This window comes from Nocardioides pollutisoli, from assembly GCF_040045055.1.
In the GTDB taxonomy this organism is placed as follows: domain Bacteria; phylum Actinomycetota; class Actinomycetes; order Propionibacteriales; family Nocardioidaceae; genus Nocardioides; species Nocardioides tweenelious.
Genome location: NZ_JBDZDU010000001.1, coordinates 343,894 through 357,050, shown reverse-complemented (window position 1 = coordinate 357,050; position 13,157 = coordinate 343,894). Strand labels below are relative to the sequence as shown.

At 73.0% G+C, this 13,157-nt stretch carries 16 protein-coding genes; 14 read left to right on the top strand and 2 right to left on the bottom strand.

The window, feature by feature from the left end:
- The first annotated feature begins 102 nt into the window (after nucleotides 1-102).
- From ABLE68_RS01715 to ABLE68_RS01670, 10 genes are all read left to right on the top strand, one after another.
- Nucleotides 103-1,080, top strand: coding sequence for an alpha/beta hydrolase (locus ABLE68_RS01715; RefSeq protein ID WP_348869374.1), 978 nt, complete (start codon nucleotides 103-105; stop codon nucleotides 1,078-1,080).
- Between the two features lie 54 nt (nucleotides 1,081-1,134).
- Nucleotides 1,135-1,866 carry a YoaK family protein gene (locus tag ABLE68_RS01710; protein ID WP_348869373.1) on the top strand — a complete coding sequence of 244 codons (732 nt, stop codon included), beginning with the start codon at nucleotides 1,135-1,137 and terminating at the stop codon, nucleotides 1,864-1,866.
- Nucleotides 1,867-1,988: 122 nt separating this feature from the next.
- Nucleotides 1,989-2,453 carry a DUF2231 domain-containing protein gene (locus ABLE68_RS01705; RefSeq protein WP_348869372.1) on the top strand — a complete coding sequence of 155 codons (465 nt, stop codon included), beginning with the start codon at nucleotides 1,989-1,991 and terminating at the stop codon, nucleotides 2,451-2,453.
- 17 nt (nucleotides 2,454-2,470) lie between these two features.
- Nucleotides 2,471-3,160: a response regulator transcription factor gene (locus ABLE68_RS01700; RefSeq protein WP_348869371.1), complete on the top strand. Its 690-nt coding sequence runs from the start codon at nucleotides 2,471-2,473 to the stop codon at nucleotides 3,158-3,160.
- The gene (locus tag ABLE68_RS01695) at nucleotides 3,157-4,512 is read left to right on the top strand and encodes a sensor histidine kinase (RefSeq protein WP_348869370.1); all 1,356 of its coding nucleotides are present in this window, start codon (nucleotides 3,157-3,159) and stop codon (nucleotides 4,510-4,512) included. Before ABLE68_RS01700 ends, ABLE68_RS01695 begins: the two co-directional genes overlap by 4 nt.
- Nucleotides 4,513-4,597: 85 nt before the next feature.
- Nucleotides 4,598-4,879: a hypothetical protein gene (locus ABLE68_RS01690; protein WP_348869369.1), complete on the top strand. Its 282-nt coding sequence runs from the start codon at nucleotides 4,598-4,600 to the stop codon at nucleotides 4,877-4,879.
- Nucleotides 4,876-5,787: an FAD:protein FMN transferase gene (locus tag ABLE68_RS01685; RefSeq protein WP_348869368.1), complete on the top strand. Its 912-nt coding sequence runs from the start codon at nucleotides 4,876-4,878 to the stop codon at nucleotides 5,785-5,787. The genes ABLE68_RS01690 and ABLE68_RS01685 overlap by 4 nt, the downstream gene beginning before the upstream one ends.
- Nucleotides 5,784-6,383, top strand: coding sequence for a hypothetical protein (locus ABLE68_RS01680; protein WP_348869366.1), 600 nt, complete (start codon nucleotides 5,784-5,786; stop codon nucleotides 6,381-6,383). Before ABLE68_RS01685 ends, ABLE68_RS01680 begins: the two co-directional genes overlap by 4 nt.
- Nucleotides 6,380-7,615 carry an NADH-ubiquinone oxidoreductase-F iron-sulfur binding region domain-containing protein gene (locus ABLE68_RS01675; protein ID WP_348869365.1) on the top strand — a complete coding sequence of 412 codons (1,236 nt, stop codon included), beginning with the start codon at nucleotides 6,380-6,382 and terminating at the stop codon, nucleotides 7,613-7,615. The genes ABLE68_RS01680 and ABLE68_RS01675 overlap by 4 nt, the downstream gene beginning before the upstream one ends.
- Entirely contained in the window at nucleotides 7,612-7,854 is a 243-nt protein-coding gene (locus ABLE68_RS01670) for a ferredoxin (RefSeq protein ID WP_348869364.1), read from the top strand. Before ABLE68_RS01675 ends, ABLE68_RS01670 begins: the two co-directional genes overlap by 4 nt.
- On the opposite strand, the gene ABLE68_RS01665 is transcribed toward ABLE68_RS01670, so the two are convergent.
- Together ABLE68_RS01665 and ABLE68_RS01660 are read right to left on the bottom strand one after the other, a co-directional pair.
- Entirely contained in the window at nucleotides 7,823-9,229 is a 1,407-nt protein-coding gene (locus ABLE68_RS01665) for a sensor histidine kinase (protein WP_348869363.1), read from the bottom strand. The two genes, ABLE68_RS01670 and ABLE68_RS01665, sit on opposite strands and share 32 nt — an antisense overlap.
- Complete coding sequence (locus tag ABLE68_RS01660) at nucleotides 9,226-9,912, bottom strand: response regulator transcription factor (RefSeq protein ID WP_348869362.1); 687 nt, start codon at nucleotides 9,910-9,912, stop codon at nucleotides 9,226-9,228. The genes ABLE68_RS01665 and ABLE68_RS01660 overlap by 4 nt, the downstream gene beginning before the upstream one ends.
- Nucleotides 9,913-9,980: 68 nt before the next feature.
- Here ABLE68_RS01660 and ABLE68_RS01655 point away from each other — a divergent pair, with 68 nt between their 5' ends.
- The 4 genes from ABLE68_RS01655 to ABLE68_RS01640 all read left to right on the top strand — a co-directional run bounded on the left by ABLE68_RS01655 (nucleotide 9,981) and on the right by ABLE68_RS01640 (nucleotide 13,150).
- Nucleotides 9,981-10,919, top strand: a complete 939-nt coding sequence (locus ABLE68_RS01655; RefSeq protein ID WP_348869360.1) for an ABC transporter ATP-binding protein — start codon at nucleotides 9,981-9,983, stop codon at nucleotides 10,917-10,919.
- Nucleotides 10,916-11,725 (top strand): ABC transporter permease, encoded by an 810-nt coding sequence (locus tag ABLE68_RS01650; protein ID WP_348869359.1) that lies wholly within the window; start codon nucleotides 10,916-10,918, stop codon nucleotides 11,723-11,725. The genes ABLE68_RS01655 and ABLE68_RS01650 overlap by 4 nt, the downstream gene beginning before the upstream one ends.
- Nucleotides 11,726-11,730: 5 nt before the next feature.
- Nucleotides 11,731-12,516, top strand: coding sequence for a hypothetical protein (locus ABLE68_RS01645; protein WP_348869358.1), 786 nt, complete (start codon nucleotides 11,731-11,733; stop codon nucleotides 12,514-12,516).
- A gap of 130 nt (nucleotides 12,517-12,646) precedes the next feature.
- On the top strand, nucleotides 12,647-13,150 hold the full coding sequence (locus tag ABLE68_RS01640; protein ID WP_348869357.1) for a nuclear transport factor 2 family protein: 504 nt from the start codon (nucleotides 12,647-12,649) through the stop codon (nucleotides 13,148-13,150).
- The last annotated feature ends 7 nt before the right edge of the window (nucleotides 13,151-13,157 follow it).

Genomic DNA, 13,157 nt, shown 5'->3' with positions numbered 1-13,157 from the left:
CCCGATGGATATGAGTCACGCGACTGATGCAGACGAGGGCCGGCGATTCCTAACGTCGCCGTCACAGCCTACGAGGCACCACCACCCTGAAGGAGACGACCCATGCCCTCCGCCAACCCGCACGGTCTGCCGCTCGAGCCCGCCGCTCAGGCTTTCGCCGAGGCCACCGCCAACCCGCCGTACCTCTACGACCTCGGACCTGTCGAGGGTCGAAAGGCGGTCGACGACGTCCAGAGCTCGGAGATCTCCAAGCCCGACGTCCACGAGGAGTGGACGACCGTGGACGGCGGCCCGACCGGGTCGGTCAAGGTCCGCATCGTCCGTCCGCGCGACGCCGCCGGCACCCTTCCCGTCATCCTGTACGTCCACGGCGCCGGCTGGGTGTTCGGCGACGCGCACACCCACGACCGTCTCGTCCGCGACCTCGCGGTCGGTGCGCACGCGGCCGTCGTGTTCCCCGAGTACGACCGGGCGCCGGAGTACCGGTACCCCACGCAGATCGAGCAGGCCTGGGCCGTGGCCGAGTGGGTGGTCAGGGAGGGGGCCGCGAACCTCCTCGACGCCTCCCGCATGGCCGTGGCCGGCGACTCGGTCGGCGGGAACATGTCCGCAGCCCTCACGCTGATGGCCAAGGAGCGCGGCACCGTCTCGTTCGTCCAGCAGGTGCTCTTCTACCCCGTCACCGACGCCGCGTTCGACACCGACTCCTACCACCGGTTCGCCGACGGCTACTTCCTGTCCCGGACCGGCATGTTCTGGTTCTGGGACCAGTACACGACCGACCCCGACGAGCGTGCCCAGATCACCGCCTCGCCGCTCCGCGCGACCATCGACCAGCTCACCGGACTTCCGCCGGCCCTCATCATCACCGGTGAGGCCGACGTGCTGCGCGACGAGGGGGAGGCGTACGCCGCCAAGCTCCGCCAGGCAGGGGTCCCGACCGTCTCCACCCGCTACCAGGGCGTCATCCACGACTTCGTGATGCTCAACTCCCTGCACGACATGCCGCCGGCCCGCGCTGCCGTCGCCCAGGCCGTCGGCTTCCTCCGCACGGAGCTCCACGACGGCAACACCGTCTGACCTCGGCCAGACTGGGGGGCACCGCCACCCGTCCGCCCGGCAGAGAGGTTCGTCATGCACCAGCTGCGCGAGGCGTGGCACCTCATCGTTCCTGCGGCTGACGACCCGCACGGCCCCCTGGCGCCGATCCTCCTGCTCCTGACCTTCGTCACGGGCCTGGTCGACGCCTTCAGCTACCTGCTTCTCGGACACGTGCTCGTCGCGAACATGACCGGCAACGTCGTGTTCCTCGGGTTCGCCTTCGCCGGGGCGCCGGGATTCCTGTGGTGGGCGTCCTTGCTGGCGATCGGGACGTTCCTCGCCGGGGCCCTGGTGGGCGGTCGGCTGGGGCTCGCTCGGGGGAGTCACCGTGGGCGACACCTCCTGTGGGCGACCGGAGCCGAGACGGTGCTGGTGGGGACGGCCCTGGCGCTGAGCCTGGTGCTCGACCGTCCCTACGGCAACGGGTCGGTCGTCACCTTCGTGACCGTGCTCGGCATCGCACTGGGGATCCAGAACGCGTCGGCACGGAAGCTGGCGGTGCCTGACCTGACCACCACCGTGCTGACCCTGATGATCACCGGGATCGCGTCCGACTCGAAGGCCGCTGGTGGGTCCGGCAGCAAGATCGGCCGACGTGTGGTGCCGATCGTCACGATGCTCCTCGGCGGCTTCGTCGGGGCGGTGCTGACCGTGCGTGGGCACGGGTCGGTGGACCTGGGCATCGTCACCGCGGTGCTCGCGGCGGCCGCCGGCGCTGCCGCACTCACCGCGCGGTCACACGCCCCCTGGACGAGCCCGAGGTAGGTGTCGTCGCGCCGTCGGTTTTGACCTGGATTTGAGGTCGGCTTGTCGTGGCGCTGACTCCGGCGTCGGGAGGGTGGGTGCACCGGCGCGCGACAGGTGCGCCGTACGAAAGGAACGCGCGTATGCCCACGACGATCTTCGGTCTCCCCGTGCACCCGCTGCTCGTGCACGCGACGGTGGTGTTCGTGCCGCTGGCCGTGGTGCTGGTGATCGGAGCGGTGCTGGTGCCGCGGTTCCGTGCGTGGGCCGGCCCGCTGCCGGCCGCGGTGAGCCTCGTCGCGCTGATCCTGACCCCGCTCTCCACCGCCAGCGGGGAGAACCTCGAGCGCGAGCTCCCGCACAACGCACTGATCGAGCGACACGCGCAGCTCGGTGACCAGCTGCTGTTCTTCACGATCGCGCTGTTCGTCTTCGCCGCGGGCTTCTGGTGGCTGACCCGCCGTGGGACCGAGAGCGGTCGGTGGCCCCGGTGGCTGGTGACCGTGGTCGGCGCCCTCGCGATCGTGACCGCCGTCGCGACCGGGGTCCAGGTGGCCCGGATCGGTCACAGCGGTGCCGAGGCGGCGTGGTCCGACGTGGGGTCGTGACGGACTACTCTGCGCCCATGGTGCGGATCCTGGTCGTCGAGGACGACGACGCGATCCGCCGGGCGCTCACCCGTGGCCTCGCGGAGCACGGTGCGACCGTGATCGCCGTGGCGTCGGCGGTCGAGGCGATCAAGACCCTGCAGACCGAGCGGCCTGAGGCCGTGATGCTCGACCTCGGGCTGCCCGACCTCGACGGCGCGGACGTGCTCGCGCTGATCAGGACCACCAGCGACGTCCCGGTCGTGATCGCGACCGCGCGCGACGACGAGCGCGAGATCGTCCGGCTCCTCGACGCCGGCGCCGACGACTACCTGATCAAGCCGTTCTCCGCAGGCCAGGCGATGGCCCGGATCCGCGCCGTGCTCCGCCGTACGACGCCCACGGCCTCTGCCGACTCGCGGGTCGTGGTCGGTGGGCTGGTCGTCGATCCGGTCTCCCGGACCGCGAGCGTCGAGGGACAGGAGCTCACGCTCAACCGCAAGGAGTTCGACTTGCTGCTCGCGCTCGCGTCGCGGCCCGGTGAGGTGGTGAGCAAGCGTCAGCTGCTGGCCGAGGTCTGGCAGATGCCGTGGGGTGGCGCCGACCGGACCGTCGACGTCCACCTGTCGTGGCTCCGCCGCAAGCTGGGGGAGACCGCCGCCGCCCCGCGCTACCTGCACAGCGTGCGCGGTGTCGGGGTGAAGCTCGTCGACCCCGGGCCGCGATGAGCCTGCGCGCCCGCATCCTGGGCCTCACCGTCGGCGTCGCCGCCGCGGTCCTGCTGCTCTTCGCGGTCCCGTTCCTGCTCCTGCTGAACCAGGCCGCCGGTGAGCAGGCTCGCGACAGCGCGACCGACGTCGCCCAGGGCGTCGCCGACTACATCAGCACCGGCGCCGTCGACGCGTCCGCGTTGGGCGACTACGTCGACCGGATCAACGACCGTGACGACGGCTACCCGGTCGAGGTGGTGCTCAGCGACGGCACCCGCGTCGGCGCATCGGTGCCCGGGCTGGACGAGGCCGACCCGGACGGGGACGGCAGGATCGGCGGGCGGGGCACGGACGACGGGGACGGCGACGCCGACAACAGGTACGGCGACCTCCGGCCGACCTCCCAGGCCCAGACGCGCTCGGTCGACGGCGGGTCGTTGGTGGTCATCCAGGTCTCCACCACCGGCGGCCCGGTGACGGTGGCCGCCTTCGCCTCGGACGCCCAGGTACGCCGCGCGGTGGAGGAGAAGGCGCTGGTGCTGGTCGGAGCCGGGCTCCTGCTCCTGCTCCTCGCCGCGGGGGCGGCGGAGCTGGTCGCCCGACGGCTGGTGCGGCACCTGACCGCTGCTGCCGAGACCGCGGACCTGCTCGGGGAGGGTGACCTGAACGCGCGGGTGCCCGACGACGGTCCCGAGGAGGTACGCCGCGTCGGCGCCGCCCTCAACCGCCTGGCGGGCCGGATCGACGAGCTGCTCGCCGCCGAGCGCGAGACCGTGGCCGACCTGTCCCACCGGCTCCGCACGCCGCTGACCGCCGTACGGCTGGACGTCGAGTCGCTGCCCGACTCCGACGGCAAGGCCGAGCTCGAGGAGCACCTCGCCCAGCTCGAGCGCACGCTCACGGCCGTGATCCACGCGGCTCGGCGTCCGCAGCGCGAGGGCGCGGCGCCGCACTGCGACGCGAGCGCCGTGACGCGTGACCGCTTCGACTTCTGGGCCCCACTGGCCGAGGACCAGGGGCGCGACGTGACCCTGTCCGTCCCGTCCGACGCGGTGTCCGTGCGGTGCGCGGGTGCTGACCTCGCCGCCGCGCTCGACGCGCTGCTGGAGAACGCCGTCGCCCACACCGCCGAGGGCGTCGCGATCGCCGTGGTCCTCGCCCCGGGGGACGACGGTGCCGTGACGCTCGACGTCCGGGACCGTGGGCCCGGTGTCCCGCCGACCGCCGTGCACCGTGGCCGGAGCGACCGCGGGTCGACCGGTCTGGGCCTCGACATCGCGCGGTCGTGCGCCGAGGCGTCCGGAGGACGGCTCGAGCTGGTGACCGTCGACGACTGGTCGGTCGTGCGCCTGGTGCTCGGCCGGCCCTGACGCACCGGCTGCTGACAGGTTGATTTGACCGGGATTTGAGTCGGCGTTTCCGTCCGTCTGACGCGGTGCGACGCATCGTGGAGCCATGACCGAGAACCCACGTACGAGCATCCTCCGCCTGGCCCGTCGCCGGACCGCTGCCATCGTCCTCGGCACCCTCGCGGGCACCGGCCTGCTCACGGTCGGCATCGCCGCGACCGCCCAGCAGGCGTCCGGCGAGGACAGCGGCACCACCGGCGGGACCACCTCCGGGACCACGTCCGGCAGCTCGACGGGCACCAGCTCCTCCAGCAGCCAGCAGTCCAGCGGTGGTGTCTCCTCGAGCACCAGCTCGGGCAGCTCCGACGGTGGGACGCACTCGTCATGACCGTCTCGACCGTGTGGCAGGACTGGTCCTGCTGCGTCCGGGTGACCCTCGCCGGGGGAGACGGGTCGGACCTCGTCGCCGCCAGCGGGATCGTGCGCCAGCTGATGGACGAGGTCGCCCACGCGGCCAGCAGGTTCCGTGACGACTCCGACCTGACCCGGGTCAACGACGCCGCGGGCGCGCTCGTCCCGGTCGGGCGGCTGACCCTCGACCTCGTGGACGTGGCCCTGGACGCCGCCCGGCTCACCGGCGGTGCGGTCGACCCCACGGTCGGCGCCCACCTGCTGGGCGCGGGGTACGACGACGACATCGACCACGTGCGGTCGCACACGCACCGCGTCGGGGCTCCGCGCCCGAGCGCCGACTGGCAGGGCGTCACCGTCGACCATGAGCTCCGCCGGGTCGGTGTGCGCCCCGGGCTGCTGCTCGATCTCGGCGCCACCGCCAAGGCCTGGACCGTCGACGAGGCCGCCCGGCGGGTGCACGCGCGTCTCGGGCACGCGGTGCTCGTCGGGATCGGCGGCGACCTCGCCGTCGCTGGCGCAACCACCCGTCCGTGGCACGTGGACGTCTCCGAGGTCATGGGCGGTCCGCGGGAGCGCGTCGACCTCACCCACGGCGGGCTCGCGACCTCGTCGGTGCTCGCCCGCACCTGGGCCTCGGACCGCGGGGTCCAGCACCACGTGATCGATCCCGCCACCGGGAGCCCGGCCCGGGGATCCGTGCGGACCGCGACCGTCTGGGCGCCCACGGCCGTCGCCGCCAACACCTGGAGCACGGCAGCGATCGTCTGGGGCGAGGCGGCCGCGGGGCGACTCCGCGACGCCGGCATCGATGCCCGGCTGGTCGACACCGACGGCCGGGTCACGACCCTCGGGACCTGGCCGAGCGAGGGGATCGCGGCATGACGCTCTGGTACCTCGCCCGAGCGGCGGGCTTCGCGGCCCTCGTCGCCGCCACCGCCTCGGTGACCCTCGGCGCGCTCGCCTCCAGCGCCCGCACCCACGACGCGCGGAGTCGCGACCGCCGGGTCCTGCGTCAGCTGGCGCACCGGTCCGCCGCCGTCGTGACCGTCGCGATGCTCGCCCTCCACGTGACGCTGCTGGTCCTCGACCGCTTCGTCGACGTCAGCCTCCCCGGCGTGCTGGTGCCGTTCACGGCCGGCTACCGCGCCGTCGCCGTCGGCCTGGGCAGCCTGGCGACCTACGGGCTGCTGGTCGTCGCGATCTCCGGCGCCGCCCGCGGTCGCCTGGCCGCCTCGGTCCGCGGGGCCCGCGCCTGGCGGGCGGTCCACCTCACGGCGTACGGCGTCTGGGCGCTCGCGATGGGCCACGGGGTGCTGGCCGGCACCGACACCGGGAGCTGGTGGACCTGGCTGTTGTACGGCGGGTGCGCGGTCTCCGTGCTGGCCGCCGTGTGGGTGCGGTTCGGCGCTGTCGACCGGCACCACACCGCACCCCTGCCGACCGCTCGTCGGCAGCTCACCTCAGGAGGAGTCCGATGACGGTTCTCGACGCGCGAGCCGCGCCTGTCGCCTACGGCACGGCCCGGCTGCTCGCCGGGGTCACGTCCGGTCGGCCCGCTGACCTGGCCCGGCACCGCGAGCACCACGGTGAGCAGCGCTTCAACGACCAGGCCGGCCTGGCTTCGCTCGCGGACCAGGTGCGGCTGCTCGGTCGCGGGGGAGCGGCGTTCCCCGTCGGCACCAAGCTCCGCTCGACGCCGTACGGCGCCGCGACGCACGTGCTCGTCAACGGTGCGGAGAGCGAGCCGGCCAGCCAGAAGGACCGCACGCTGATGCGTCTGGCGCCCCACCTCGTGCTCGACGGCGCGCTGGAGGTCGCTCGGGCCCTGGGCACCACGCGGGTCACCGTCGCGGTGCACGACCGGCTCGCTGCGACCGCGCTGACCGCGGCGGTGCGCGAGCGCCGCGACGCCACTCACGTGCGCGTCGTGGTCCAGGACGGTGGCTTCGTCAGCGGGGAGGTCCGCTCGGTCATCAGGTCGCTGGACGGCGGTCCTGCGGTGCCGCCCGGTCGTCGCGTCCTGCCCCACGAGCGCGGCGTCGACGGTGCCCCGACGTACGCCTCGAACGTCGAGACCTTCGCCCAGCTCGCCCTGCTCTCGTCACTCGGCGCCGACCGCTTCGCCGAGGTCGGCTCACCGGAGGAGCCCGGCACGCTGCTGCTGACGCTGGTCGGTGACGTCCCGCACCCCGGCGTCGTCGAGGTGCCGACCGGTCTGCCGCTCTCGGTGCTGCTTCCCGACCAGGACGTGGACCCGCGTCCCGTGCTGGTCGGCGGCTACCACGGCAGCTGGGTCAGCGACGTGAGCGGTCTGACCCTGACCCGGCCCGCCCTGCGGGCGGCCGGGTTGCCGCTCAACGCCGGGGTCGTGGCCCGCCTGTCGCACGACACCTGCGCGCTCGGCGAGGTGGCCGCGGTCAGCTCCTGGTTGGCCGGCCAGTCCGCCGGCCAGTGCGGGCCCTGCTACTTCGGGCTCCCCACGGTCGCCCGCGACGTGCACGAGCTGTGGCGCGGACAGGATCCTGGCGTCGACCTCCTCCGTCGCGTCGCCCAGCTCCCGGGCCGCGGTGCCTGTGCCCACCCGGACGGCTCCGCCATGTTCGTGCGTACGGCGCTCGCGACCCTCGCCCGCGAGGTCGAGGCCCACCGCCGCGACGGCACGTGCGGTCGACCGTGGCGCCGAGAGCTCCCGACGGGAGGAGCAGCATGAGGCTCGAGGTCGACTGGACGCGCTGCAACGGTCACGGCCTGTGCGCCCGGCTGCTCCCGGAACGGATCGCCCTCGACGAGTGGGGGTTCCCCCTGATCGCCGACCCGAGCGTCGATGCCGCGCTGGTGCGCCCGGCGCGCCAGGCAGCGGCCGCCTGCCCGGAGCTGGCCCTGCGGCTGGTCCCCGACCCGGCGTCCCGCGACGACGTCAGCCGTCCGCAGCAGGAAGCACGACGCTGACGGTCATCGCCGAGGTGTGACGGCAGTCGACGGTGGTCGGGACCCCGTGGGTCGTGTGCTCCCCGTCGCAGCAGAGGCGGAGCTCACCGCCAGCCGCCGTCACCGCCTGCTCGACGATGGACAGGCCGAGGCCCGCGCCGGGTCCGGGACGCGCGTCGGGAGCGCGGGTGAACCGGCCGGGCGCCCGCTCGAGGAGGTCGCGGTCCATGCCCGTTCCGGAGTCCTCGACCTCGACGACCACCCAGGAGGCGCCGTCCGCCGACGCCGCGGCCCGGACCCGCACCCGCACGGGAGGTGCGCCGTGGCGGAAGGCGTTCTCGACGAGGTTGGTGACCACCCGGTCCAGGACGCGAGGGTCGATCCGGGCGCGGACGGCGTCGGCGCCGAGCGCGAGAGCGACCTCGCCGGGATCGGCGAGCCGACGGCGTTCGACCACCGCGGCCACGACCTGGTCGACGTCGGCGCGGGCATCAGGTCCCGACGGGGGAGCGCCCATGGTCAGGAGGTGGTCGGCGAGGTCGACGAGCCGGTCGACGTCGACGGCGAGCTCGTCGAGCACGCCCTCGTGCTCGGCGACCGTGCGAGCGCGCCGCCGTGCGAGCTGGATCCTGCCCTTCAGCAGGGTCAGGGGCGTGCGGAGCTCGTGGCTCGCGTCGTTGATGAAGCGGCGCTCGCGGTCGAGGGAGTGCTCGAGCGCTGAGAGCATGTCGTTGAGCGTGTGCCCGAGGCGGGTGACCTCGTCGTCGCGTCCGGGCGGTACGTCGAGCCGGAGCCCGTCGGCGCCGGCGGCGATCTCCTCGGCACGCCGGCGGTAGCGCTCGACCGGTCGCAGGGCCGCTCGGGCGAGCAGGTCGCCGACCAAGGCTGCCACGGCGAGGGCGCCGAGCCCTGCGAGCGTCAGCTGCAGGAGCAGCTCACGCAGTGCCTCGTCGCGGTGGTCGCGGCGTACGCCCACGACGAGGTAGTGACCCGCGGGCTCGAGTCCGGTCACCTGCACCCGGTAGGGCTTGTCGGCGATCGGCAGCAGCTTGCCGATGTCCTGGGTGACCACCCCGGACCCGACGTCGCCCAGGATGTTCGCGGGGACGAGCGGGGCGGCGGGCGCGGTCCCGCCGGAGTCGAGGACGTGACCGGTCTCGTCGAGGACCTGCCAGCCCGCTCCGGTCGCGTCGGCGGCGGCCGGCGAGGTGACCTGACCGCTGGGACCCACCAGCGGGGTGATGACGGCGGTCGCCTGGTCGAGCTCGGTGTCGAGCCCGCGGTCCAGGGCGTACTCCACCCGCCAGTAGACGAAGGCGCCGGCGGCGGTGAGCAGCACCAGCATCGCGACCACGAACCCGGCCACCAGCCGGACCCGCAGCGGGAGCCGCGTCACGTGGCGGTCCCCGGGTCGACCCGGTAGCCGGCGCCGCGGACGGTCGTGATCGTGGTGGTGCCGAACGGCCGGTCGATCTTGGCCCGGATCGAGGCGAGGTGGACGTCGATCACGTTGCTGCTCAGGTCCGTCTCGCCGTCCCACACCTCGTCGAGGATGGTGTAGCGCGAGACGACCCGACCGGCTCGGGAGACGAGCAGGTGCAGGATGTCGAACTCGCGGGCGGAGAGCTCGACCGGCCGGTCCCCGCGCCGCACCGTCCGGGCGCCCGGGTCGACGACCAGGTCGTCGACCTCGACCACCGCGTCCTCGCCGTACGTCGACCGACGCACCAGCGCCCGCAGCCGGGCGAGGAGCTCGTCGAGGTCGAAGGGCTTGGGCAGGTAGTCGTCGGCGCCGGCGTCGAGACCGTCGATCCGGTCCCGGATGTCCCCGCGGGCGGTGAGCATGAGCACCGGTGTGGTGACGCCGAGACCGCGCAGCCGCCGGCAGACGGCGACGCCGTCGGTGCCGGGCAGCATCCAGTCGAGCAGGAGCACGTCGTAGGGGATCCCGTCGGGCAGCGCCCGGCCGTAGGCCGCGGTGCCGTCGTGGACGACCTCGACGTCCCACCCCGCCTCGCTCAGCGACTGGTCGAGGAGGTCGGCGAGCCGGACATCGTCCTCGGCCACCAGGATGCGCACGCGTCCACTCTGCACCCAAGACGGTCGGTTCATCGTCCCTTCATGTTCCGGCTCCTACGGTGCGCCGCATGGAACAAGCACTCGCCGTCGAGGCGACCGGCGTCAGCAAGACCTTCGGGTCCGTGCGCGCGGTCGACGACATCACCGTCCGCGTCGCCGAGGGGGAGGTGTACGGCGTCCTCGGGCCCAACGGGGCCGGGAAGACGACCTTCCTCCGGATGCTCTTCGGGCTGATCCGGCCCGACGCCGGGACCATCACGGTGCTCGGCAAGACCTGGGCCGAGCACGGCGTCGGTGTCCTCGACGGGGTCGGCGGGTTCATCGAGAGCCCGCGCTTCTACCCCTACCTGACCGGTCGGCAGAACCTCGAGGGGCTCGCGCTCCTCGACGGCGGCCACCCACCGGGGCTGCTCGAGGAGCTGCTCGAGCTCGTCGAGATGACCGACCGGGCGGACCAGAAGGTCGGCGGCTACTCCTACGGCATGCGCCAGCGTCTCGGCGTCGCCGCGAGCCTGCTCCGCGAGCCCCGTCTGCTCGTGCTCGACGAGCCGGCCAACGGCCTGGACCCGGCGGGCATCCGCGACATGCGCGCTCTGGTGAAGCGACTCGCCGACAGCGGCCTCACGGTGCTCCTCAGCTCGCACGACATGGCCGAGGTCGAGGAGATCTGCGACAACGTCACGATCATGAAGCGCGGCACCGTCGCCTTCCACGGGACGATCGCCGACCTCCGGACCATGGCTCCCGACCCCGGCTACCTCCTCGAGACCGCCGACGACGCGAACGCCGTCGCCGTCGCCGCCGAGCACCACGACCTGACCGTGCGGCCGAGCGCGGACGCCGGGCTCGTCGTGACCGGCCCGCACGAGGCCGTGTCGGCGTACGTCGCCGCCGTCGTGCGCGCGGGCATCGACCTCCGGGCGTTCACCCCGACCGAGACACCGCTGGAGGCGCTGTTCTTCATGCTCACCGACGACTCGACCCACGCCGCGGAGGTGACCCGATGACCGCCGCAGCCCTGCGGTGGGAGGTCCGCAAGCTCCGGGCCCAGGTCCGTGCCAAGGCGGTCCTGATCGGCGCGCTGGTCCTCCCGGTCGTGGTCGTGGTGGTCGTCCACGGCCAGTCCCGGCCGCCGAAGGACACGCTCTTCGGCCGGTTCGCCACCGTCAACGGCTTCGCGCTGGCGCTGCTCGTCCTGGGCTTCGCCGCCCAGTGGGTGCTGCCGCTGCTGACGGCCGTGGTCGCCGGCGACATCTTCGCCAGCGAGGACCAGCACGGCACCTGGAAGACCGTGCTCACCCGGTCGACCAGCAGGGGCCGGCTGTTCTGGGCGAAGACCGCTACCGCCGCCGGGTTCGCCGCCGTCGTCCTGGTCGTGCTCGCTGCCTCGACCATCGCCGCCAGCCTGCTCGTGGTCGGCCACCAGCCGCTGATCGGCCTGTCCGGGCAGACCATCCCGGCCGCCGAGGCACTGCGGCTCGTGGCGCTGAGCTGGGCGACCATGCTCCCGCCGCTGCTCGGCTTCACCTGCCTCGCGATCCTCCTCTCGGTCTGGTCCCGCAACCCCGCGGTCGGCATCGCCGCACCCGTCGTCATCGGCATGGTCATGCAGCTCGTCGGCGCCCTCGGCGGGGTCGAGGCCGTCCGGCCGTTCCTGCTGACCACGCCGTTCGAGGCCTGGCACGGCCTGCTCGCCGACCCGCGCTTCACCGGGCCGCTCACCCAGGGACTCATCACCAGCGCCGTCTGGTGCGTGGTCTGCCTCGGTGCCGCCTACGTCCTGCTCCGCCGACGCGACATCACGGGAGGCTGAACACCATGCGTCGCACCATCCTCGTCCTGCTCGCCGTCCTCGTCGTCGTCCTCGGTCTCGGCTCCGCCGTGGTCGCCACCAGCGGCGACTCCAGCACCGTCACCCGTCCTCGCCTCGAGCGGTCGCTGACCACCACCTTCGCCAACCTGTACGTCGACCAGGCGCACCTCGAGGGCCGCCACCTCACCGCGGCCTCGCTGCACGCGCAGGCCATGTGCGACAAGGCCGGCGTCGAGAACAAGGACGTGGGACCCGGTGGTGACTGGAACTGCCTGATGAGCTGGACCGACCCCGAGGTCCCGATGCCTCCGGAGGGCTACGGCAAGTTCGAGCTCAACGTGCACAGCAACGACTGCTACACGGCGGGCAGCCCCAGCAAGCTCACCGGCTTCCTCACCATGACCGACACCCGCGGTCGGGTGGTCACGAACCCGGTCTTCGAGTTCGACGGGTGCTTCGACCCGAACGGCGACAACACCCCGACCGGCGTCGTGTTCCCCTCGCTCCTGGCGATCGCCAGCACGACCATCACGCCCGACGCCGACGGCAAGGCGGGACTCCAGATCACCTGCGGCACCGGCGACAAGGGATGCGCCGGCACCATCGCCGTCACCGGGGACGACGGCTCCGAGCTGGGGACCATCACGTTCCACCAGGACGAGGAGACCGCGGCGACCGTACCGCTGCCGGCGTCGGTCCCGGCGGGCACGAAGGAGCTCACGTTCACCCCCGCGATGACCACCGGAGCCGGACCCACCAGCCCGGTCACCCTCCCCGTCGGGGGTCGGTGAGCGGCAGGTCGTCGGGGTAGTCACGGACGTTCGGGTGGGTTACTCGCCAGTAAAACCGTCCGAACGTCCGTGACTATCCGTCCACACGCCACTATTGACGGTGACTGTCAACTTGATAGGTTCTGTCATCATGGCGGAGCTGAACGACCGGGAGCGCGAGGCCCTCGAGGCCTACCGGGCCTACGTGGCCCAGCGCGACCGCTGCGTGTCGGGGGAGTCGCCCTGGGCGGCGATCGGGTCCTGGTTCACCGAGGACGCCGTCTTCATCGATCCCGCGTGGGGTCGCGTCCAGGGCCGTGACGAGATCGCGGCCTTCCTCGACATGTCCATGGCCGGCCTGGAGGGATGGAGCTTCCCCGAGGAGTGGACGATGGTCGACGGGGACCGCGTCGTCACCTACTGGTGGAACCGTCTCCCCGGCAGCTGGGAGGACGGCAGGCCCTACCAGGCGCCCGCCTTCTCGGTGCTGCACTACGCGGGAGACGGCCTCTTCGACTACGAGCTGGACGTCATGAACCTCGCCGAGGTCGGCGACCTCCTGACGCGCACCTCCTGGGTGCCCGGCGACGCGATGTCGGTCCCGGGTCGGCGACCCGACCGCGACGTCACGCCGCCGCGACTCGCATCTCCGTGACTCACAC

Coding starts and splice junctions, on each gene's coding strand:
- ABLE68_RS01715 (WP_348869374.1), top strand. CDS start 103: ATGCCCTCCGCCAACCCGCACGGTCTGCCGCTCGAGCCCGCCGCTCAG.
- ABLE68_RS01710 (WP_348869373.1), top strand. CDS start 1,135: ATGCACCAGCTGCGCGAGGCGTGGCACCTCATCGTTCCTGCGGCTGAC.
- ABLE68_RS01705 (WP_348869372.1), top strand. CDS start 1,989: ATGCCCACGACGATCTTCGGTCTCCCCGTGCACCCGCTGCTCGTGCAC.
- ABLE68_RS01700 (WP_348869371.1), top strand. CDS start 2,471: ATGGTGCGGATCCTGGTCGTCGAGGACGACGACGCGATCCGCCGGGCG.
- ABLE68_RS01695 (WP_348869370.1), top strand. CDS start 3,157: ATGAGCCTGCGCGCCCGCATCCTGGGCCTCACCGTCGGCGTCGCCGCC.
- ABLE68_RS01690 (WP_348869369.1), top strand. CDS start 4,598: ATGACCGAGAACCCACGTACGAGCATCCTCCGCCTGGCCCGTCGCCGG.
- ABLE68_RS01685 (WP_348869368.1), top strand. CDS start 4,876: ATGACCGTCTCGACCGTGTGGCAGGACTGGTCCTGCTGCGTCCGGGTG.
- ABLE68_RS01680 (WP_348869366.1), top strand. CDS start 5,784: ATGACGCTCTGGTACCTCGCCCGAGCGGCGGGCTTCGCGGCCCTCGTC.
- ABLE68_RS01675 (WP_348869365.1), top strand. CDS start 6,380: ATGACGGTTCTCGACGCGCGAGCCGCGCCTGTCGCCTACGGCACGGCC.
- ABLE68_RS01670 (WP_348869364.1), top strand. CDS start 7,612: ATGAGGCTCGAGGTCGACTGGACGCGCTGCAACGGTCACGGCCTGTGC.
- ABLE68_RS01655 (WP_348869360.1), top strand. CDS start 9,981: ATGGAACAAGCACTCGCCGTCGAGGCGACCGGCGTCAGCAAGACCTTC.
- ABLE68_RS01650 (WP_348869359.1), top strand. CDS start 10,916: ATGACCGCCGCAGCCCTGCGGTGGGAGGTCCGCAAGCTCCGGGCCCAG.
- ABLE68_RS01645 (WP_348869358.1), top strand. CDS start 11,731: ATGCGTCGCACCATCCTCGTCCTGCTCGCCGTCCTCGTCGTCGTCCTC.
- ABLE68_RS01640 (WP_348869357.1), top strand. CDS start 12,647: ATGGCGGAGCTGAACGACCGGGAGCGCGAGGCCCTCGAGGCCTACCGG.